Source organism: Nonomuraea sp. MG754425, from assembly GCF_021699195.1.
Lineage (GTDB): Bacteria > Actinomycetota > Actinomycetes > Streptosporangiales > Streptosporangiaceae > Nonomuraea.
Window position 1 is genome coordinate 1 of the sequence record NZ_SSXE01000180.1, and the last position, 20,381, is coordinate 20,381.

Genomic DNA, 20,381 nt, shown 5'->3' on the forward strand with positions numbered 1-20,381 from the left:
CCGCCCCACCCGCGAGGCCCCGATCACCCCGACGACCGCGCCGCCCAGCCCGCCGCGCTCGCCGGGGGTGGCCACGCCCGGCGGCACGTCGCCCGACCAGGCCCCCGCCGAGTACGCCCGCGCCCTGGTGAACGCCTGCTTGGCGGCCAGCACCAGCATGGCGAGGGTGAACTCGGCCACCGGCACCGCGTTGGCCTGTGCCGCCGAGGACACCGCGATGCCCCGCTCGAACACCGCCTCGGTCACGTGCCCTTTGACGCTGCCCGCCGCGTGCACGACGGCCCGCAGCCGGGGCGCGGCGGCCAGCACGCCGGCGTCGATGCGCGGGCAGCCCCACCCGGTGATGAGGATCTCGGCGTCGAGCGGCCCGTCGAAGGCGTCGATCACCCGCTCGCGCACCCGTCCGACGAGGGACAGGCGGCGCAGCAGGTCGAGGGGAAACAGTTCGGGCAGCAGCGGCGGCCGCATCGCGAACGCGACGAGCGGGGTCACGAGCCGGATCGTCGCGGCCCGAGCGACCGGACCGAGTCGCGGACCACGATGTGGGTGCCGAGCGTCATCGGGCTGGAGGTCAGCCGGCCGAGGGCGAGCCGCACGGCGGCCCGGCCGAGCTCGTCGTGCGGCAGATGGACGGTGGTCAGGCCCAGGTCCTGGGCGGGCGGCACATCGTCGTAGCCGACGATCGACACCTCGGCGGGCACGCGCAGCCCGTGCTCGCGCAGCGACTGGACCGCTCCCGCGGCGAGCAGGTCGTTGCCGGCGAAGACGGCGGTGAAGTCGGGCGGGCCCGCGGCCAGGCGGCGGTTCATCGCGGCGTACCCGGCGTCGCGGTCGAACTCCGCCTCGACCTCCAGGGACGGGTCGCCGGGCACGCCGTACTCGGCCAGGGCGCTGCGGTATCCGGCCACCCGGCTGTCGGAGGTGCTGTGGCCGGGACGCAGCCCGAGGTAGAGGATGCGGCGGTGCCCGGCCGACAGCAGGTGGGCGGTCACGGCGTGCGCGCCGCCGGTGTTGTCGAAGCCGACCACCAGGGCGGGCGCCCCCTCCCCCAGCGGCGGCCGGCCGCACAGGACGAGGCGGGAGCCGGCCGCGGCCAGGGCGTGCGCGTACTCGGTCATGCGGGTGCGGTACTCCTCGTCCACGATCACGCTGCCGACCAGGATGACGGCCTCGGCCCGCTGCTCGCGCAGGAGTTGCACGATGGACAGCTCGCGGGCGGTGTCGCCGCCGGTCGTGCAGATCAGCGACAGCCTGCCCTCCTGCGCGGCCTGCTCCTCGACGCCCTGGGCGATCAGCGCGTAGTACGGCACCGCGACGCTGTTGACGACGATGGCGATCGCGCCGGGACGGTCCGCGGACAGCGCCCTGGCGTGGGCGTTGGGCACGTAGTCGAGCTCGCGCACGGCGCGGGTGACCTTGTTGCGGGTGGCCGCGAGGACCGGGTAGTCGCCGCCCAGCACGCGCGAGACGGTGGCGACCGAGACTCCGGCCCGCCGGGCCACGTCCCTGATGGTGACGCGTTTGGGTGTGGTCATGGCGGTCTCCCCGTCGAGCCGGACACCGGATCACAAGATCAGGTAATCGGTTACTTGAGCGATGCCCAGGACGCTAGGAGATGCCATCCGACCCGTCAAGCCCATCCCCAGCACGTTTGTAACGAAAAGTTAACAGCGTGTTGACGTCACCGGAGAGACGCGTCTAGCGTCCGGCTCACGACGTCTGAAGTAACCGGTTACCTGACATCGGCCCCGACTCATACCCCCCAGAGAGGTGGCTCCGATGGACAGACCACTCACCCGGCCACTCACCCGGCGCGGACTGCTGAAGGGCTCCGCGCTCTTCGTCGCCGGCGCCGCCGTCTCCGCGTGCTCCACCGGGGACCCGCTGGCCAAGGGCGGCGCCGCGCCGTCAGGCAGCGCGGCGCAGGTCACCTTGACGCACTGGTACCACGAGTACGGCGAGGAGGGCACGCAGCAGGCGGCGATGAAGTACGCCGCCGACTTCACCACGGCCAACCCGGACATCGCGGTCAAGGTCTCCTGGATCCCCGGCGACTACGCCACCAAGTGGACGGCCGCCGTGCTGACCCCCGAGGGCCCGGACGTGTACGAGGTCAACGACGTCAGCCCGAACATGGTCAAGGCCGGCCAGGTCACCCCGCTCGACGACGTGCTGGGCGCGGAGAAGTCCGACTTCAACGCCAAGGTGCTGGAGCCGTACACGTGGGGCGGCCACGTGTACGCGGTGCCCATGGTCGTGGACCCGATGCTGGTCTTCTACCGCAAGTCGCTGTTCGCCGAGGCCGGCGTCAGCGTGCCCACCAGCTTCGCGGAGTTCGCGGCGGCGGCGGTGAAGCTCACGCGCGGCAAGCAGAAGGGCCTGTTCGTCGGCAACGACGGCATCGGGCCGCTGAACCAGATGGTGCCGTGGTCGAACGGCAACCTGCTGATCGACGACCGCGAGATCATCTATGACGACCCCAAGGTGATCGAGGCGCTGAGCGCGGTCAAGGACCTGTACGACGCCAAGGCCATGCTGCAGGGCTACTCGACCGACTGGTGGGACCCGGGCGCGCTGATCAACGGCGCGGCGGCCATGCAGTGGGTCGGCATGTGGGCGGTGCCCGGCCTGACCGAGGCGCTCGGCGACGACTTCGACGCCTTCGCGCTGCCGCCGTTCGGCCCCGGCGGGCAGGCCGTGGTGAACATGGGCGGCTGGGTGCAGGTGGTCAACGGCAAGAGCCGCAACCTGGAGGCGGCCAGGAAGTACGTGCGCTGGCTGTGGGTGCAGAACACCGCCGCCCAGACGGACTGGAACCTCGGCTACGGCTTCCACATCCCGCCCCGCAACAGCGCCGCCGCCCAGGCCGGCAAGCTGAACACCGGCCCGGCCAAGACCGTCATGGACGCCGTGGCCGCCCACGGCGTCAAGCAGCCCGCGCTGTGGACGGCCGAGGTGCGCCAGCCCTACACCGACGCGGTCACCGCGATCGTCAAGAAGGGCGCCGACCCCGGCAAGACCCTGGCGGCGGCGGCCAAGCGCTCCCAGGACATCCTGGACCAGGTGCCGGTGCTATGACGACGACCGCCGCCCCCGCCCGCCCCGGCCCCGGGGGGCGGCGGGCCGCGCGCCGGCCGGCCTGGCGCGCGTTCCTGCTGCTCACGCTGCCGATGGTGGCCGGGCTGTTCGTGTTCAAGTACGTCGCGATCGGCTGGGGCCTGCTGCTGAGCTTCAACGACGCCCGCGGCACGATCGCGCTCGGCGACTGGAACGGCCTGGACAACTACCGGCGGCTGCTGGGCGATCCGGCCTTCACCAGGTCGCTGGTCACGATCCTGCTGTTCACGCTGTTCATCGTGCCGGTGACGTTCGCGCTGGCGCTGGGCCTGGCGGTGCTGGTGAACCGGCTGCGCGGCGGCCGGGCGCTGTTCCGCACCACGTTCTTCATCCCGGCGGCCGTCTCGTACGTGGTGGGCGCGCTGGTGTGGAAGATGAGCCTGTTCAGCGGCACGCCGTCCGGGGTGGCCAACAGCCTGGCCTATCTGCTCGGCTACGAGGAGTCGATCGGGTGGGTGGCCACCGTGGACCCGCCGCTGTACTGGATCGTGCTGGTCACCGTGCGGCTGTGGCTGCAGACCGGCTTCTACATGATCCTGTTCCTGGCCGGGATCCAGCAGATCCCCGCCCAGCTCTACGAGGCGGCCCGGGTGGACGGCGCGGAGTCGGAGGCCCGGCTGTTCCGGCACATCACCTGGCCGATGCTGCGCAACACGTCGGTGGCGGTGGTGCTGCTGCTGATCATCAACGCGTTCCAGGCGTTCGACGAGTTCTACAACATCCTGGCCTCCAACCTGTCGGGGCTGGGCGGCGCGGACGGCCGCACGCCGCTGATCTACCTGTTCCAGACGGCGCTCGGCGAGCAGAACTACGGCGCGGGATCGGCGGGCGCGTTCGTCGTCACCGTGCTGATCGTGGTGTTCACGCTGCTGCAGGGCCGGATCGCCGGGTTCGGCAGGACCGCAGAGGAGGAGAGCTGATGAGGGGACGGCGTCTCGGCTCGTACGCGGCGGTGATCGTCTTCGCGGTGCCGTTCCTGCTGCCGTTCTACCTGCTGGTCCGCAACGCGCTGATGAGCAGGCGGGAGCTGGGCTCGCTGGACTGGCACTGGTGGCCGGAGACGATCAGCTTCCAGGGTTTCGCCGACGCCTTCGGCAACGAGGCGGTGCCGCTGGCGCACGCGCTGTGGAACTCGACGCTGATCTCGACGATCTCCGCGCCGCTGTCGACGCTGCTGGCGTCCATGGCCGGGTACGCGCTGGCCCGCATCCCCGTGGCCGCCGCGAAGCCGGTGTTCTTCTTCATCATCGCCACGATGATGGTGCCGGGCGCGGCCACGTTCATCCCGACGTTCGTGGTGGTGGGCTCGCTGGGCGGGGTGAACACGATGTGGGGGCTGATCGCCCCCGGCCTGTTCAGCGCGTTCGCGGTGCTCCTGTTCCGCGGCTTCTACCTGCGCTTCCCCCGTGAACTGGAGGACGCCGGCCGGGTGGACGGCCTGGGCCACCTCGGCCTGTACGCGCGGCTGGCGCTGCCGAACTCGGGCGCGCTGTTCGCCTCCCTCGGCATCCTGTCCTTCATCGAGCACTGGAACGCGTTCCTGTGGCCGCTGGTCATCGGCCAGGACCCGGAGTTCTGGACGGTGCAGGTGGCGCTGTCGACCAACCTCAACCAGCAGGCGGTCAACCTGCCGGCGCTGTTCGCCGGCGCGCTCGTGGCCATCCTGCCGCTGGTCGCCCTCTTCCTCATCGCGCAGCGGTGGATCGTCAGGGGCGTCCTGCTGTCCGGCATCAAGGGCTGATCACCTCCGGAAGGAGCACCCCCATGTCCCGCGTCCTCCCCCTGCTCGCCGCGCTCGTCCTCGCCCTGTTACCCGCGCTGCCCGCCCGGGCGGCTCCGGTGACGGTGCCGGTCGGGGCCCAGTTCACCGACACCTCGGGCAACCTGCTGCACGCCCACGGCGGCGGCGTGCTGAAGGTCGGGTCCTACTACTACTGGTTCGGGGAGAACCGCAACGCCGACGGCACCTTCCGCTACGTCTCCGCCTACCGCTCGGCGGACCTGCGCACGTGGGAGTTCCGCCGGCACGTGCTGACCCAGTCCAGCGCCGCCGAGTTGCAGGTCGCCAACATCGAGCGGCCCAAGGTGATCCTCAACCCGGCCACCGGCCAGTTCGTCATGTGGATGCACAAGGAGAACGGCAGCGACTACGGCGAGGCGCGGGCGGCCGTGGCCGTCTCCAGCACGGTGGACGGCGACTACACCTACCTGCGCAGCTTCCGCCCGCTCGGGCACATGTCGCGCGACATCACCGCGTTCGTCGACACCGACGGCGCCGGCTACATGGTCTCGGCCGCCAACGAGAACTACGACCTGCACGTCTACCGGCTGAACGCCGACTTCACCGACGTGTCCACGCTGGTGCGCATGTGGGACGGCGACCACCGGGAGGCTCCGGCCCTGTTCAAACGCGGCGGGGTGTACTTCATGCTCACCTCGGGCGCGACCGGCTGGCAGCCCAACCAGGCCCAGTACGCCACCGCCACCAGCCTCGCCGGCCCGTGGAGCGCCTGGCAGAACGCGGGCGACGCGCTCACCTTCGGCTCCCAGCCGGCGTACGTGCTGCCGGTGCAGGGCACGTCCGGCACGTCGTACCTGTATCTGGGCGACCGGTGGGCCGGCGCGTGGGGCGGCCCGGTCAACGACTCGCGCTACGTGTGGCTGCCGGTCCAGTTCCCCAGCGGCACCAGCATGAGCCTGTCGTACGCGCGCCAGCTCACCGTGGACGCCGCCGCCGGCACGATCGCCACGACCGGCTCCGGCTACGACCGCCTGGCGGTGCGGCACTCGGGCAAGTGCGCCGACGTGCGCAACGGCTCCACCGCCAACCTGGCGGCGATCATCCAGTACGACTGCAACGGCGGCGCCAACCAGCAGTGGCGGATCCAGTCCATCAGCGGCGGCTACGTGCAGGTCGTCGCCCGCAACTCGGCCAAGTGCCTCGACGTGAACGGCGTCAGCACCGCCGACGGCGCCGCCCTGCAGCAGTACGGCTGCGGCACCGGGACCAACCAGCAGTGGACCCTCCAGGACGCCGGCGGCGGCTATCTGCGGCTGGTGGCCAGGCACTCGGGCAAGTGCGCGGACCTGCCGAGCTCGTCCACGGCCAACGACGTGCAGTTCAAGCAGTATCCGTGCAACGGCGGGCAGAACCAGCAGTTCACCCGCACCTCCCTGTGAGGGCGGCTCGCGGAGAAATCGCCTCGCGGGCGGGCGGCGGTCCCGGCTAGATTCGCTGATGTGCCCGAAACCCTCGAGATCGCGTGCGACGAGTCCGGCGCGGAGGGCGAGAAGCTCGTCGGCGGCAACAGCGACGTCTTCGCGCACGCCAGCGTGCTGATGGACGCCGAGACCGCGGCCGCCTGCGTGGCCGAGTTGCGGGTGCGGGCGCCCACGCCCGCCACCGAGTACCGCGCGGGTCACGTGCTGCGCGGCAAGCACCGGGCCGGGCTGTTGTGGCTGCTCGGCGCCGGCGGCCCGGTGCTCGGCAACGTGCGCGTCTTCCTCACCGACAAGCTCTTCTACGTGGCGGGCAAGGTCGCCGGGCTGCTCCAGGAGGACCACGAGCCGCGCATCGGCCTCGACCCGCGGGCCGGGGCCACGGCCGCCGCGCTGTACCGGGAGGGGCCGCGGGCGTTCGGGCAGGAGCGGTGGTCGGCCCTGCTCGAGTCCTTCAACTACCTGCTGCGGGCCAAGAACGGCCAGGGGGTCACCACGTCGGTCGACGAGGTGTTCGCCCTGGTCGGCACGTTGCGCGGGGCCGGCGGGCCGGCGGGCGAGGTCATGGAGGAGCTGTGGCGGGCCAGGCCGCGGGTGGCGGCCTTCCGCGAGCGGCTGCTCGACGACCCGTACGTCTTCCCGGCCCTCGACCCGCTCATCCCGGCGATCGTCCGGGCGGTGCGGTTCTGGGGCACGGGCGAGCCGGTCACGCTGGTGCACGACCGGCAGACCACGCTGACCGACGAGCGCATCGCGCAGTTGCGGGAGATCCTGGGCGGCCGGATGGCCGGTCTGCGGCTGGTCCACTCGGAGTTCGACGACCGGGTGCAGGTCGCCGACGTGATGGCGGGCGTGGCCCGCAAGGTCGCGCTGGACCAGCTCACCGGGCGGGGCGATCCCGAGCTCACTGAGCTGATCCGGCCCTACCTCGACACCGCCTCGATCTGGGGTGACGAGCGCAGCCGGGCGCTCCTGCTGGAGGAGGTCATCTCCCGGTAATAAGCACATCCCCGCCCTCTTTCGCCACAAATCGTGACGTTAGAGTGACTTACTGTGAACGAGACCAAGCATGTAGAGATCACCTGGCCCAGCATCGGCATCACCGTCTCCGCCGAGCTCGACCAGCGCAACCCGTCCCTGGTCCAAGCCCTCTGGGACGGCCTGCCGTACCGCAGCCTGCAGGGCCACGCCCTGGTCGCCGGGTATCACCTCTACCACCTCGCCCCGATCCACTCGCTCCTGCACACTCCCGCCGAGTACAAGGTGGACCGGCGCACGGTGCCCGACGGCACCCTGTTCTGCTCCCGTCTGCAGCACCTCGGCATCAAGTACGGCGAGCTGACGGAGCCCATGACCGCCACCCCGATCGGCAAGGTCGCCGACGCCGACCTCGAGGCCCTGGCCCAGGCCGGCCGCGACGTGTGGCGCTCGGTCTACGAGACCAAGCAGCCCATCGTCGCCGAGGTGCGCCGCGCCGGCGAGTCGGGCGGCCACGTGCTGCCCCGCCTGCCCATCGGCGACCCCGACCTCAACCGGCTGGTCACCGAGGTGCACGCCGAGACCGAGCGCATCTGGCTCAACCCGCCGCAGGAACTGCTCGACCTGCACGAAGGCCGCATCCCCTCCGGCGCGGGCAGCTACGAGACGGTCCTGACCACCCTGCTGTTCGTCAACGGCGAGACCCGCCCGCTCGGCTATAGCTGCTACGGCGGCCTCGTCCGCGCCGCCCTCGACGGCATGCCGATGCCGTGGCTGCGGCAGATGACCAGGCAGCTCGCCCACACGCCCGCCGAGTTCCTCGGCTACTGCGGCCTGGACCGGCTGTGGGAGTTCACCCAGCGGCTGCTGTCGGGCCTGGAGCGGCTCGACAGCCACGAGGACTTCGTCGCGGTCATGGCCCACATGGCCCTCTACTGCAACTGCCTGGGCGGCTGGAACCTGCACCTGTTCCCGTGGCAGGCCGGCGCGCACCTGCGCAGAGCACAGGCGGTGACATGAGCGCGGGCTCGCGGGTGGTGGTGATCGGCGGCGGCGTCATCGGGCTGTCGATCACCTTCCACCTGGCCGAGGCCGGGCTGGACGTGACGCTGCTGGAGCGCGGCACGCTCGGCTCGGGCGCCTCCCGCGCCACCGCCGACGTGGTCCGCTCCTACTTCGCCGGCAACCCGCTCAGCTCGTCGCTGGCCGTGCGCAGCCTGGAGGCCTACCACGCCTTCCCGGCCCGGCCGGGCAGCGAGCTGCCGCTGCGGCGGGTCGGCTACCTGGTGCTGTTCACCGAGCCCGCCCAGGTGGCCGCCTTCAACGCCGACCTGCCCGCCCAGCGCGCCGCCGGCGTGGACGTCGAGCTGATCGGCGCCGCCGAGGCCAGGGAGCACAACCCGCTCATCGGGGACCTGCCGCTGCTGGCCGCCGCGTACTCGCCGGACGCCTACATCTCCGACACCTCCGCGATCGTCGCCGCGTACGCGCGGGCGGCCGAGCACGCGGGCGCGGCACTGCGCACCGGATGCCCGGTCACCGCCATCGACCCGGAGGCCGGGCGCGTGCAGACCCCCGACGGGGAGCTGTCCGCCGACGCCATCGTCTGCGCCGCGGGCGCGTGGTCGGCCTCGCTCGTCCGCTGCGCGGGCGTGGACCTGCCGCTCACCGAGCCGATCGAGCAGGAACTGCTCACCACCGACCCGCTGCCGGTCGGGACGCCCGAGGTGCCGGTCACCCTGCACGCCGCCAGCGGCCTGCTGATCCGCAACCGCGACGACCGGCTGCTCATCGGCATGGGCTATCCAGGCCCGGACCGCGAGTCCTGGCGCGCGGAGGTGGCCACGCGGCTCGCCGAGACGTACCCGAGCCTGGCCGGGATCGGCCTGCACACCGCCGTCACCGGGCTGCGCGACGCCAGCCCCGACAAGACCGCCTTCATCGGCCACCAGCCGGGCCCGCCGGCCTTCCTGTACGCCGCCGGCTTCTCCGGCCACGGCCTGTGCAACGCGCCGGCCGCCGGCGAGCTGGTCCGCGACCTCTACCTCGACCAGGACCCGGGCATGGACGTGACCGCGCTGGCGGTCGGCCGCCCACAACGGACGGGATGACACCGATGACCGACCACAGCCCCGCGCTCGGGGACCGCTTCGTGCTGGACCCGGCCACCGCCGACATGCACGGGGACAACGAGCAGCTCCGCAAGGCCGGCCCGCTCGTGCCCGTCACCGCCGAAGGCGTGCCCGCCTGGGCCGCCACCCGGTACGCGTCCCTGCTGAACGTCCTGACTCATCCGGACCTGTCCAGGGAGCTGCGCCACTGGAGCGGCCAGGACGCCATGCCGCGCGGCAGCGCCATCGACCGCATCGTCACCGACACGTCCCTGCTCAACGCCGAGGGCGAGCGGCACCGCCGGCTGCGCATGCCGCTGACCACCGCCTTCTCGCAGCGGCGGCTGAACGGGCTGCGCCCGCGGATCGAGGAGCTCACCGACCGGCTGATCGACCGGCTCGCCCAACTGCCGCCCGACCGGCCCGTGGACCTGCGGCTGGAGTTCGCCTACCCGCTGCCGCGCGAGGTGATCTCCGAGCTGATCGGCATCCCGGCCGCGCACCAGGACGAGTTGCACCGCCTCACCGACGCCGTCGCCCAGGTCGGCGGCCTGGAGGACTCGCCGCAACTGCGCCGGGACCTGCGCGACCTGCTCGACCAGGTCATCGAGGAGCGCCGCGACACGCCCGGCGAGGACCTCATCACCGACCTGTTCGCGCTGCACGAGCGGGACGGCGGACGGCTGTCGGAGGAGGAGCTGTTCGCCACCATCGAACTGCTCTTCATCGCCGGGCACGTGACGACCGTCAACCTGATCACCAACGCCATCGGCGCGCTGCTCAGCGAGCCGGGCCAGCTCGGCCTGCTGCGCACGGGCAAGTGTCCCTACAGCTCGGCCGTGGAGGAGACGCTGCGCTGGGACTCGCCGATCGCGTACTTCCCGATGCGGTACGCCGTCCGCGACGTCGAGATCGACGGCGTGCGCCTGCGGACCGGCGAGCCGGTGCTGGCCTGCTTCGCCTCCGCCGGACGCGACCCGGAGCAGTACGGCGACGACGCCCACCGCTTCGACCTCACCCGGATGCAGTTCACCCACCTGGCCTTCGGGCACGGGCCGCACTTCTGCCTGGGCGCGCCGCTGGCCCGGCTGGAAGGGGAGATCGCGATCCAGGCGCTGTTCGAGGCGTTCCCCGGCATGAAGCTGGCCCAGCCGGTGGAGGAGCTGCCGCCGCTGGACACGCTGCTGGGCAACAGCACGCGGACGATGCCGGTCGTCCTCGGGCCCCGCGCCCGCTGACCGGCACGAGCCGGCGCGGCACCGAAACGGGCCGCGCCGGCCTCTCACCGGGGAACGGCGGCCCGGTCAGCGCGCGGGCCAGTCCAGCCGCCCGTCACCCGCTCGTCACCCACGCGTTCTAGGCTCCACGAGACGACGATTGGAGCCCACGCCGTGCCACACGCCGCGCCCATGCGCCTGGCCACCACGATCCGCCCCTACGACTGGGGCTCGACCACCGCGCTGCCCGAGCTGTTCGGCACGGAGCCGACCGGGGAGCCGCAGGCCGAGCTCTGGATGGGCGCCCACCCCGGCGCGCCCTCGACCGCCGGCGGCGTGCCGCTCGACCAGCTCATCGCCCGCGACCCGGCCGGCACACTCGGCGAGCGCTGCGCCGGGCGGTTCGGCCCCGCGCTGCCGTACCTGCTCAAGGTCCTGGCGATCGAGCGGCCGCTCTCCCTCCAGGTGCACCCCACGACCGAGCAGGCCGCGGCCGGGTTCGCCCGCGAGAACGCCCGCGGGATCCCCCTCGACGACCGCGCCCGCACCTACAAGGACGCCTCGCACAAGCCCGAGATGGTCTGCGCGCTCACCCCCTTCCACGGGCTGTGCGGCTTCCGCGCGCCCGCCGCCACCGCCGGCCTCCTCGACCGCCTCGGCGTGCCCGGCCTGCGGCCCTGGATCGAGACGCTGCGGGACGACGAGCCGGGCCGGGCGCTGCGCACGGTGTTCGAAGACATGCTGGACGACGCCGCCCGCCCCCTGCGCGCCCAGGCCGAGGCCGCGCTGACGGCCTCGGCCGACCCCGCGCTGGCCCCGTACGCCGGGATCGCCCGCGCCTGCCCCGGCGATCCCGGGGTCGTGGCCGCCCTCCTGCTGCACCATGTCACGCTGTCACCGGGCGAGGCCCTCTACCTCGGCGCCGGCGTGCCGCACGCCTACCTCGGCGGCGTCGGGGTCGAGATCATGGCCAACTCCGACAACGTGCTGCGCTGCGGGCTCACCTCCAAGCACGTGGACGTGCCCGAGCTGATGCGCGTCGTGGACTTCACCCCGGCGGGCCCGCACCTCGTCGAGCCGGTGACCGGTGAGGCGGGCGTGCGCGACTACCGGCCGCCCGCGCCCGAGTTCGCCCTCACCGGCTACGAGCTGTCCGGGGCCGGGAGCCACGCCCTGCCCGGCGGCGTGCCGGGGATCGTGCTCTGCGCCGAGGGCGAGGCCCGCCTCGGGGACGACCTGACGCTGCTCCCCGGGCAGTCGGCCTTCATCCCGGCCGCCGCCCCGTCGCCGCGCCTTTCCGGCAAGGGACTGGCGTACCTGGCCCGGCCCGGCGCCTTTACATTGTAGATTTCCGGCCGGGACACTTCGGCCGCCCGTTGAACGTCCCGTCCGTAGGCTCCCGTCCATGACGGACCACCTGACCATCGAGCCGAGCATCCTGTACTTCGGCACCCCGGTCGTCCTGCTCTCGACCGAGAACCCGGACGGCTCGTTCAACCTCGCGCCCATGTCGTCGGCCTGGGCGCTGGGCAAGGTGATCGTGCTCGGGCTGGGCAAGGAGGGGCAGACCGCCCGCAACCTCGCCGACCGTCCCGACCTGGTGCTCAGCCTGCCCGCGCCGCACCAGTGGGAGGCGGTGGAGCGGCTCGCGCCCCTGACCGGGCGCGATCCCGTACCGGCCTCGAAGCCGGACGGGTGCCGCTTCGAGCCGGACAAGTTCGGCGCCGCCGGCCTGCGGCCCGAGCCGTCCGCCGGGGTGCGCCCGCCGCGGGTGGCCGGGTGCCCCCTGCAGTTCGAGGCGCGGGCGCTCGACGTGCGCCGCAGCGCCTGCGGCGGCTTCGTCATCGTCGAGGCCGGGGTGAGCCGGGTGCACGCCGACCCACGCCTCGTCGTGACGGGCACCCAGCACGTGGACCCGGCCGCCTGGAGCCCGCTGATCTACAACTTCCGCCACTACTTCGGCCTCGGCCCCCAGCTCGGCCACTCCTACCGCAGCCAGACCCCGTCCGGGGACCGCCCGGCCGCGCTCACCGCAGGCGGCGGAGCTTGAGCACGTTGTCCGTACGGGTCGTCGGCTGCCCGTCGGGGCCGTCCTGGACGCGTTCGAACTCCGCGCAGCGCAGCACCTCCCACTCCCCCTCCGCCGGCTCCAGGGACTCCAGCACCTCCTGGGGCGTCGGCATGTGCACGTCGGCGTGGTCGTGCCGCTGCCAGGCCGGCCACCCGGCGTGCCCGGCCACCAGCAGCACGCCGCCGGGCGCGACCGCCTCGGCGGCCCGCCGCAGGATCTTCTCGCGTGGCATGTCGCCGCCGGAGTGCAGGTAGCAGGCGGTGACCAGGTCGTAGACGCCCTCGGGGAAGGACTGCCCGAGGTCGTGCCGCTGCCAGTCGATGCGCGCGCCCACCCCGGCCTCGTCCGCGTGCCGGGCGGCGCGGCGCAGGGCGACGCCCGAGATGTCGGCGGCGGTGACCCGCCAGCCCTTCCCGGCCAGCCAGAGGGCGTCGCCGCCCTCGCCGCTGCCCAGGTCGAGCGCGGTGCCCGGCGGCAGGTCGGCCAGTTCGCGGACGAGCACGGCGTTCGGGTCGCCGCTCCAGATCCGCTCGCTCTGGCGGTAGCGGCCGTCCCAGAACTCCTCGCCGGTCACCTCGGCGGGGATGTGCCCGGGAGGGGCCTGCGCGATCGCGGCGCGGCGGGCGGCGACGGCGGCCCGCGTCTCCTCCGCGATCAGGTCGGCGTTGACGGCGGCCCCGGCCCGCACGCCCGCCGCGGCGGCGCTGACGACCTGGTCGGCGACGTTGCTCACGTTGCCCGCCACCCACACGCCGGGCACGCCGGTCCCGCCCATGGGGTCGGCCGGAATGTACGTGCCGATGACGAAGCCGTTCATCTCCTGCTCGGCCGTCTCCAGCCCGAGCCCCGCCAGGCCGTCCAGCCGGGCGTTCACGCGGGTGCCCACGGCCAGCGCCTGTCGCGGCACCTCCCGGCCGTCGGCCAGCCGCACGACGACCGCCCGTCCGGCGCCGGCCGCGATCTCGCCCACCTCGCCCTCGACGACGCGCACGCCCCTGGCGGCCAGCTCCTCGCGGGCCTGCTCCCCCAGTTCGGGACCCGTGTGCGGGAAGAGGACCACGTCGTCGCTCCACTGCCGCCACAGCAGGGCCTGGTGCACGGCGAGCGGGCTGCCGCCGATGATCCCGATGGCCTGGTCGCGCACCTCCCACCCGTGGCAGTACGGGCAGTGCAGCACCTCGCGCCCCCACCGCTCGGCCAGGCCGGGCACCGGCGGCAGCTCGTCCACCAGGCCGGTGGCCACCAGCAGCCGGGCCGCCTCGGTGGTGGAGCCGTCCGCCAGAGTGAGGCGGAAGCGCCCGTCGCCGAGCCGCTCGGCCGCCGTGACGACGCCGGTCACGATCCGGCCGCCGTACCCGGTGACCTCCGCGCGGCCGGCGGCCAGCAGGTCGCCGGGCGGGCGGCCGTCGTGGCCGAGGAACACGTGCACGCCCTCGGCCGGGGCGTTCCTGGGCTGTCCCGCGTCGATCACCAGCACCTTGCGCCGCGCCCGGGACAGGGCCAGCGCCCCGCTCAGCCCGGCGGCCCCGCCGCCGATCACCACCACGTCGTACGTCGCGTCCATCCGCGGCTCCTCTCACTCGTTCACTGCTGCGACACTGTCCGCGATCCGCCCGGGATTTGACAAACTTCGTTGCCGAAATGGCAATCTGGACGCATGGAAGTCGACGACGTGCTGCAGGCCGTGGGTCCCCGGCTGCGGGCGCTGCGCCAGGAGCGGGGCACCACGCTGGCGGAGCTGTCCAGGAGCACCGGCATCTCGGTCAGCACCCTGTCGCGGCTGGAGTCCGGCGGGCGCAAGCCCACGCTGGAGCTGTTGCTGCTGCTGGCCGGGGCCTACCAGGTGCAGATCGACGAGCTGATCGACGCCCCCGTGACCGGCGACCCGCGCGTGCACCTGCGGCCGGTCAAGCGGTTCGGCATGACCTACATCCCGCTGAGCCGCCGGCCCGGCGGGCTGCAGGCGTTCAAGCAGATCTACCCGCCGCGCTGGCCGGGCTACGAACCGGAGCAGCAGGTCCACGAGGGCTACGAATGGCTGTACGTGCTGTCCGGGCGGCTGCGGCTGCTGCTCGGCCGGCACGACACGACGCTCACCGCGGGCGAGGCCGCCGAGTTCGACACCCGGACGCCGCACGCGTTCATCAACCCCGGCGACGAGCCCACCGAGGTGCTGGCCCTGTTCGGGCCGCAGGGCGAGCGCATGCACGTACGGGCCCGTCCCGCCCCCAGGTGACCGCTCAGCCCTCGAAGGCGGCCAGGTCGAGGCCGGCCAGCCGGTCCGGGTCGGCGAGGATGTCGATCCCGGCGACCCGGCCGCCGCTCACCGTGAAGCTCATGACCGCCGACGGCCGGCCGTGCACCGTGTTGACCACCCCGACCATGCCGTTGACCAGTGCGAGCCGCCCGGTGGACGGCGAGGCGCGGCGGAAGGCGAGCGCCTGGCGGGCCACGTTCCGCGCGCCCCTGACCTCGGCCCAGCCGCCCCCGACCAGGGCGCCGGCCTCGGCGCGCAGCACCACGTCGGGGTCGAGCACGGCCACCAGCGCGGCGAAGTCCCCCTCGTGCGCGGCGGCGACGAACGCCTCGACGACCTCCCGCTGCCTGGCCATGTCGCGATCGGGCGACGGCGCGCAGCCGCGCACCCGCCGCCGGGCCCGGCTGGCGAGCTGCCTGGCCGCCGCCGTCGAGCGCCCCAGGAGCGGCGCGATCTCCTCGTACGGCACCGCGAACATGTCGTGCAGCACGAACGCCAGCCGCTCGGCCGGGGTGAGCGACTCCAGCACCACCAGCAGCGCCAGCCCGACGGAGTCGGCGACCAGCGCGGCCTGCTCGGGGTCCGGCGGCGCCCCCCGGCCGTCCAGGGGGCTGACCACCGGGTCGGGCAGGCGCGCCTCCAGCGGCTCCTCGCGGCGCGAACCGCGGCTGCGCAGCATGTCCAGGCAGACCCGGCCGACGACCGTGGTCAGCCAGCCGGCCAGGTTCCGCACGTCGCCGGGGTCGGCGCGGCTCAGCCGCAGCCACGCCTCCTGCACGGCGTCCTCGGCCTCGCTGTGCGAGCCCAGCATCCGGTACGCCACCGCCTGCAGCCGCCCCCGATGGGCCTCGAACCGGCCGGCCAGGAATTCGCGCTCGTTCATCGGGGCCCCATCTCGCTGTCTCGGTGCGTCACCACATTGACGCGGGCGGACGGACCGGTGTGACACGGCGCGTCAGTTCAGCACCGAGTGCCGCCTGCTGTAGGCGAAGTAGACGACCAGGCCGAGCAGGAACCAGACGGCGAAGCGCAGCCACGTCACCGGGTCGAGGTAGGTGATCAGCCACAGCGAGAACAGCACCCCGGCGCCCGGCACCACGGGCATCCACGGCGTGCGGAACGAGCGCGGCAGGTGCGGCTGCCGGTAGCGCAGCACGATCACCGCGACGCACACGACCACGAACGCCAGCAGGATCCCGATGTTCGTCAGCTCGGCCGCCTCCTTGATCGGCAGGAAGCCCGCGATCAGCGCCGAGGCGACGCCCACGATCCACGTGACCCTCGACGGCACCCGCCGTACCGGGTGCAGCCTGGCGAACCAGGCGGGCAGCAGCCCGTCGCGGCTCATCGAGAACCAGACCCGGGTGACGCCGAGCATGAACGTGAACATGACGGTGAGGATGCCGACGATGGCGCCGACCGCGATGACCGACGCCAGCCGCGACAGCCCGACGGAGGCGAACGCCGAGGAGAAGCCGCTCTCCGGGTCGATCTCCCGGTAGTTCTGCATGCCGGTCAGGACGAGCGTGGCCAGCACGTACAGGATCATGGAGATGAGCAGGGAGTAGACGATCGCCCTGGGCATGTGCCGCCGCGCGTCGCGCGACTCCTCGGCCGCGGTGCTCATCGCGTCGTAGCCGAACACCGCGAAGAACACAGTGGCGGCCCCGGTGACGGCCCCGCCCACCCCGTACGGGAAGAACGGCGTGTAGTTCGCGGTGTCGACGAAGAAGAAGCCGACCACGATCACCAGCAGCACGACGGCGACCTTGAGCGCCACCACGAACGTCTCGAACCTGGCCGCGGCGCGGATGCCGAGGTTCAGCAGGGCCGCGATGAGCAGGCACAGCAGCGCCGCGAACAGGTCCACCACGTGCCCGGGGCCGGTGCCGGGCGCGCCGAGCGACCAGGCGGGCAGCCCGACGCCGAACTGCTGAACGAGGAAGCCGAAGTAGCCGGAGATGCCGATGGCCACGACCGCGACGATCGCGGTGTACTCCAGCAGCAGGTCCCAGCCGATGAACCAGCCGACGATCTCCCCCAGGACCGCGTAGCCGTAGGTGTAGGCCGAGCCCGCCTTCGGGATCAGGCCGGCGAACTCGGCGTAGGAGAGCGCGGCGGCGGCGCTGGCGACGCCCGCGATGAGGAACGACACGAGCACGGCCGGGCCCGCCGTCTCGTTCGCGACCGCGCCGGCCAGGGCGAAGATGCCCGCGCCGATGATGCCGCCGACGCCGATGGCCGTGAGCTGCCACAGGCCGAGCGACCTGGACAGCTCACCCTCGTGCTCGGTGGCGATCTGCGCCACCGGTTTGCGCCTGAAGACGCTGCGCGACGTGACCATGACGCCCCCACTGCCCGATCGGTTCCCCGGGATGCGATCTTCCCGCCCCGGTGCGGGCTAACCTGAGGCGCGCTGCCTGAGAACGTTCTTTTGGATCTTGCCGGTGGAGGTCTTGGGCAGCTCGCCGAAGATCACCGCCTTGGGGGCCTTGAAGTGCGCCAGCCGGGCGCGTACGTGCTCGATGAGCTGGGCCTCGGTGGCCCGCGCGGCGGCGGCCAGGGTCACGTACGCGACGGGCACCTCGCCCCAGTGCGGGTCGGGGCGGGCCACCACCGCGGCCTCCTGCACCCCGGGATGGCTGAGCAGGGTGTTCTCCACCTCGACCGAGGCGATGTTCTCGCCGCCGGAGATGATGACGTCCTTGGCCCGGTCCACGATCCGCGCGTACCCGTCGGGGTGCACCACGCCGAGGTCACCGGTGCGGAACCAGCCGTCGTGCGCGGCCGTCGCCGTGGCGTCCGGGTCGCGGTGGTAGCCGGTCATGACGTTGTTGCCGCGTATCGCGATCTCGCCGACCGTGACGGCGTCGGCGGGCACGTCGCGGCCGTCGCCGCCGACGACCCGGACCCGCTGGGCGACCACGTTGCCGACGCCCTGGCGGGCGGTGAGCGTGGCCGACTCCTCGACCGGCAGTCCCGGCCACTCCGGCTGGGGCTGGCAGATGACGGCGGGCCCGTACGTCTCGGTCAGGCCGTACAGGTGGATCACGTCGATGCCGGCCCGCAGCGCCCGGCCCAGCAGCGCGGGGCTCGGGGGCGCGCCGCCCACGCAGGCGAGCAGGCGCGGTTCGAGGGCGGCCTGCGGGGCGTGCTCGGAGGCCAGCAGCGCGGTGAGCACGGTCGGCGCGCCGCACAGGTGGGTGACGCGGTGGGCGCGGATCAGCCGCCACGCCGCGGCCGGCTCGACCTTGGGCAGGCAGACGTGCCGGGCCCCGGCCAGCGTGACCGCCCAGGGGAAGCACCAGCCGTGACAGTGGAACATCGGCAGCGTCCACAGGTAGGCGCCGGCGGTGTCCAGCCTGGTGTGCAGCGCCATGGCCAGCGACTGGAGGTAGGCGCCGCGGTGGTGGTAGACGACTCCTTTGGGACGTCCCGTGGTGCCGCTGGTGTAGTTGATCGACAGCGGGGCCAGCTCGTCCTCGACTCTGACCAGCAGCGGGTCGGCGGCGGCCACGAGCGGCTCGTACTCGGCGGCGGGGATCAGCCGGACGGGCCGCCCCGCGGCCCCGGCCGCCGCCGTGGCCAGGCCGGTGAGGTCGTCGTCGTGCAGGAGCACCGACACCTCCGCGTGGCCGAGGATGTAGGCGAGTTCGGCGGCCGACAGGCGGATGTTCATCGGCACCATGACCGCGCCCGCCGCCGGCACGCCGAACGTGGCCTCCAGCAGCAGGTGCCCGTTGGCCCCGAGGACCGCCACCCGGTCCCCCGGCCGCACCCCGGCCGCGGCCAGCGCGCCCGCCAGCCGCTGGACGCGCTCCCACAGCTCGGCGTACGTGAGCTCCAGGCCGCCGTCCACGACCGCGAGCCGGTGGCCGAAGACGGTGGCGGATCGTTCGAGGAAGCCGGTGGGGGTCAGGGGCTCGTACGACAACATCCGCGATCTCCTCCGCGCCTGGCAGTGACTCCGCACTACGCATGCTGACGCATCGGCCATCCCGAAGAAAGCGCCCACCCGGCGGGCCGGGCCCGGCGGACCCCCGGCGGATTGGATCCGGCGGGGACCCCCTGCGGGTCGGGCCCGGTGGCGAGGGCGAGCGCCGGATGGGCCGGGCCGGGTGGCGAGGGCGAGGGCCGGATCGATCGGCCCGGTCGGGAAATCGGCCGCCTCCGCCCTCCGCCCCGACCCCCCGGAGCCGGTCGGGCCGTCAGGGGCGGTGGCGGGCGGTCGAGCGGGCGCGGAAGGCGGCGGCCTTCATCCTGCTCTGGCACGAACGGGAGCAGAACTGGCGGACGCCGTTGCGGGAGGCGTCCACGTAGACGCGGTCGCACTGCCTGGCCTGGCAGAGGCCGAGCCGCCCGCCGAGGTCGCTGCCGATGGCCAGCGTCAGCGCGGAGGCGATGCCGGCGCTCCAGCCCACGGCCAGGCTGTCGTCCGCGCCGTGGAAGTGCACCTGCCACGGCTCGCCGGGCGCGCGGTCGAGCTGCGGGCGCGCCCCCGTGCTGATGACGAGCGCGTTGACGACCGTGGCGGCGTCGTCGTCGCGGCCGGCGTCCATGGCCTCGAAGACGCGCCGGACCTTCAGCGTGGTCCCGGCCAGGTACAGGGCCTCCTCCATCGACACCGTCACGTTCCCGGGCAGCACGGCGCGGATCATGTCCGGCAGCGTCTCGCCCTTGGGGGCGACGTAGGGCTTGCCGCGGTCGCCGCCGTCGGTCAGGACGTTCACGAGCGACACCGCGGTGTCGAGCAGGATCGCCACGTGACTATCGAACAACACTTGACTGGTCACTCCTCGCGTCTTAAGGTCCGTGACTGACGTTATCAGTTTCGCTGGTCACATGGGAGGCGGGCATGCCGGTGCCGGGACGTGCGGACCGCCTGCCGCGCACGGTGTGGTGGCTCGTCCTGGCGCGGGCCGTCAACCGGCTGGGGGCCTTCTCCGTCGCCTTCCTCACCGTCCTGGTCACCACCGAGTTCGGCACGGGCATGGTCGCCGCCGGCCTGATCTCCGCCGCGTTCGGCCTGGCCACGATCCCCTCGCGGCTGCTGGGCGGCGCCCTGGCCGACCGGTTCGGCCGCCGCCGCACCATCGTCGCCGGGCTGGCCGGGTGCGCGGTGGCGCAGGCGGGCATCGCGGTCTCCGGGTCCGTGGCGATGATCGCCGTGTTCGCCGTCCTGCTCGGGCTGGTCTTCGAGATCTACGAGCCGCCGTCCCAGGCGATGATCGCCGACGCCGTCCGGCCCGCCCAGCAGGCGCAGGCGTTCAGCCTGTTCAACACGGCTCTGGCGGTGGGCGGCATGGGCGCGGGCCTGATCGCGGCCGGGCTGGGCCGGTGGGACCTGCGCTGGCTCTTCGTCGTGGACGCCCTGTCCTGCGTGGCCTGCGCCGTCGTGGTCCGCCCCACCC

18 protein-coding genes and 1 pseudogene are annotated in these 20,381 nt (G+C 73.1%); 12 read left to right on the forward strand and 7 right to left on the reverse strand.

The genetic code is table 11. The features are described 5' to 3' along the window. Positions 1–492 (reverse strand): annotated as a pseudogene (locus FAF44_RS41810) (hydroxyacid dehydrogenase); the annotation flags it as partial. Then, positions 489–1,535 (reverse strand): LacI family DNA-binding transcriptional regulator, encoded by a 1,047-nt coding sequence (locus FAF44_RS41815; protein ID WP_237108942.1) that lies wholly within the window; start codon positions 1,533–1,535, stop codon positions 489–491. The gene FAF44_RS41815 and the pseudogene FAF44_RS41810, both read right to left, overlap by 4 nt. 244 nt (positions 1,536–1,779) lie before the next feature. On the opposite strand from FAF44_RS41815, the gene FAF44_RS41820 reads away from it, so the two are divergent. From FAF44_RS41820 to FAF44_RS41865, 10 genes are all read left to right on the forward strand, one after another. Beyond that, positions 1,780–3,078 carry an ABC transporter substrate-binding protein gene (locus tag FAF44_RS41820; RefSeq protein WP_237108943.1) on the forward strand — a complete coding sequence of 433 codons (1,299 nt, stop codon included), beginning with the start codon at positions 1,780–1,782 and terminating at the stop codon, positions 3,076–3,078. Next, positions 3,075–4,037 carry a carbohydrate ABC transporter permease gene (locus tag FAF44_RS41825; protein WP_237108944.1) on the forward strand — a complete coding sequence of 321 codons (963 nt, stop codon included), beginning with the start codon at positions 3,075–3,077 and terminating at the stop codon, positions 4,035–4,037. The genes FAF44_RS41820 and FAF44_RS41825 overlap by 4 nt, the downstream gene beginning before the upstream one ends. After that, the gene (locus FAF44_RS41830) at positions 4,037–4,858 is read left to right on the forward strand and encodes a carbohydrate ABC transporter permease (protein ID WP_237108945.1); all 822 of its coding nucleotides are present in this window, start codon (positions 4,037–4,039) and stop codon (positions 4,856–4,858) included. Before FAF44_RS41825 ends, FAF44_RS41830 begins: the two co-directional genes overlap by 1 nt. 23 nt (positions 4,859–4,881) lie before the next feature. Further along, positions 4,882–6,297: an RICIN domain-containing protein gene (locus FAF44_RS41835; protein ID WP_237108946.1), complete on the forward strand. Its 1,416-nt coding sequence runs from the start codon at positions 4,882–4,884 to the stop codon at positions 6,295–6,297. A 60-nt stretch (positions 6,298–6,357) separates the two neighbouring features. After that, the gene (locus FAF44_RS41840; RefSeq protein WP_237108947.1) at positions 6,358–7,335 is read left to right on the forward strand and encodes a hypothetical protein; all 978 of its coding nucleotides are present in this window, start codon (positions 6,358–6,360) and stop codon (positions 7,333–7,335) included. Positions 7,336–7,389: 54 nt separating this feature from the next. Then, positions 7,390–8,334, forward strand: coding sequence for a hypothetical protein (locus FAF44_RS41845; protein ID WP_237108948.1), 945 nt, complete (start codon positions 7,390–7,392; stop codon positions 8,332–8,334). Beyond that, complete coding sequence (locus FAF44_RS41850) at positions 8,331–9,425, forward strand: FAD-binding oxidoreductase (protein ID WP_237108949.1); 1,095 nt, start codon at positions 8,331–8,333, stop codon at positions 9,423–9,425. The genes FAF44_RS41845 and FAF44_RS41850 overlap by 4 nt, the downstream gene beginning before the upstream one ends. Before the next feature lie 5 nt (positions 9,426–9,430). After that, entirely contained in the window at positions 9,431–10,663 is a 1,233-nt protein-coding gene (locus tag FAF44_RS41855; protein ID WP_237108950.1) for a cytochrome P450, read from the forward strand. Positions 10,664–10,816: 153 nt separating this feature from the next. Next, positions 10,817–11,989 (forward strand): mannose-6-phosphate isomerase, class I, encoded by a 1,173-nt coding sequence (gene manA / locus FAF44_RS41860; RefSeq protein ID WP_237108951.1) that lies wholly within the window; start codon positions 10,817–10,819, stop codon positions 11,987–11,989. Positions 11,990–12,047: 58 nt separating this feature from the next. Then, entirely contained in the window at positions 12,048–12,692 is a 645-nt protein-coding gene (locus tag FAF44_RS41865) for a flavin reductase family protein (protein ID WP_237108952.1), read from the forward strand. Here FAF44_RS41865 and FAF44_RS41870 read toward each other — a convergent pair. Beyond that, positions 12,670–14,277 carry an FAD-dependent oxidoreductase gene (locus FAF44_RS41870; RefSeq protein WP_237108953.1) on the reverse strand — a complete coding sequence of 536 codons (1,608 nt, stop codon included), beginning with the start codon at positions 14,275–14,277 and terminating at the stop codon, positions 12,670–12,672. The genes FAF44_RS41865 and FAF44_RS41870 overlap by 23 nt on opposite strands. Before the next feature lie 93 nt (positions 14,278–14,370). Between FAF44_RS41870 and FAF44_RS41875 the strand changes: the two genes are divergently transcribed. Continuing rightward, complete coding sequence (locus FAF44_RS41875) at positions 14,371–14,949, forward strand: helix-turn-helix domain-containing protein (RefSeq protein ID WP_237108954.1); 579 nt, start codon at positions 14,371–14,373, stop codon at positions 14,947–14,949. A 4-nt stretch (positions 14,950–14,953) separates the two neighbouring features. Here the strand turns inward: FAF44_RS41875 and sigJ are convergent, their stop codons facing one another. The 4 genes from sigJ to FAF44_RS41895 form a co-directional block, all read right to left on the reverse strand. Further along, entirely contained in the window at positions 14,954–15,853 is a 900-nt protein-coding gene (gene sigJ, locus FAF44_RS41880) for an RNA polymerase sigma factor SigJ (protein ID WP_237108955.1), read from the reverse strand. A 72-nt stretch (positions 15,854–15,925) separates the two neighbouring features. Further along, positions 15,926–17,314 (reverse strand): amino acid permease, encoded by a 1,389-nt coding sequence (locus tag FAF44_RS41885; RefSeq protein WP_237108956.1) that lies wholly within the window; start codon positions 17,312–17,314, stop codon positions 15,926–15,928. Positions 17,315–17,371: 57 nt separating this feature from the next. Continuing rightward, positions 17,372–18,907 (reverse strand): AMP-binding protein, encoded by a 1,536-nt coding sequence (locus FAF44_RS41890; protein ID WP_237108957.1) that lies wholly within the window; start codon positions 18,905–18,907, stop codon positions 17,372–17,374. Positions 18,908–19,178: 271 nt separating this feature from the next. Continuing rightward, positions 19,179–19,751: a CGNR zinc finger domain-containing protein gene (locus FAF44_RS41895; RefSeq protein WP_237108958.1), complete on the reverse strand. Its 573-nt coding sequence runs from the start codon at positions 19,749–19,751 to the stop codon at positions 19,179–19,181. A 74-nt stretch (positions 19,752–19,825) separates the two neighbouring features. Here FAF44_RS41895 and FAF44_RS41900 point away from each other — a divergent pair. Next, on the forward strand, positions 19,826–20,381 hold a 556-nt coding region (locus tag FAF44_RS41900), incomplete at its 3' end, for an MFS transporter (RefSeq protein ID WP_237108959.1).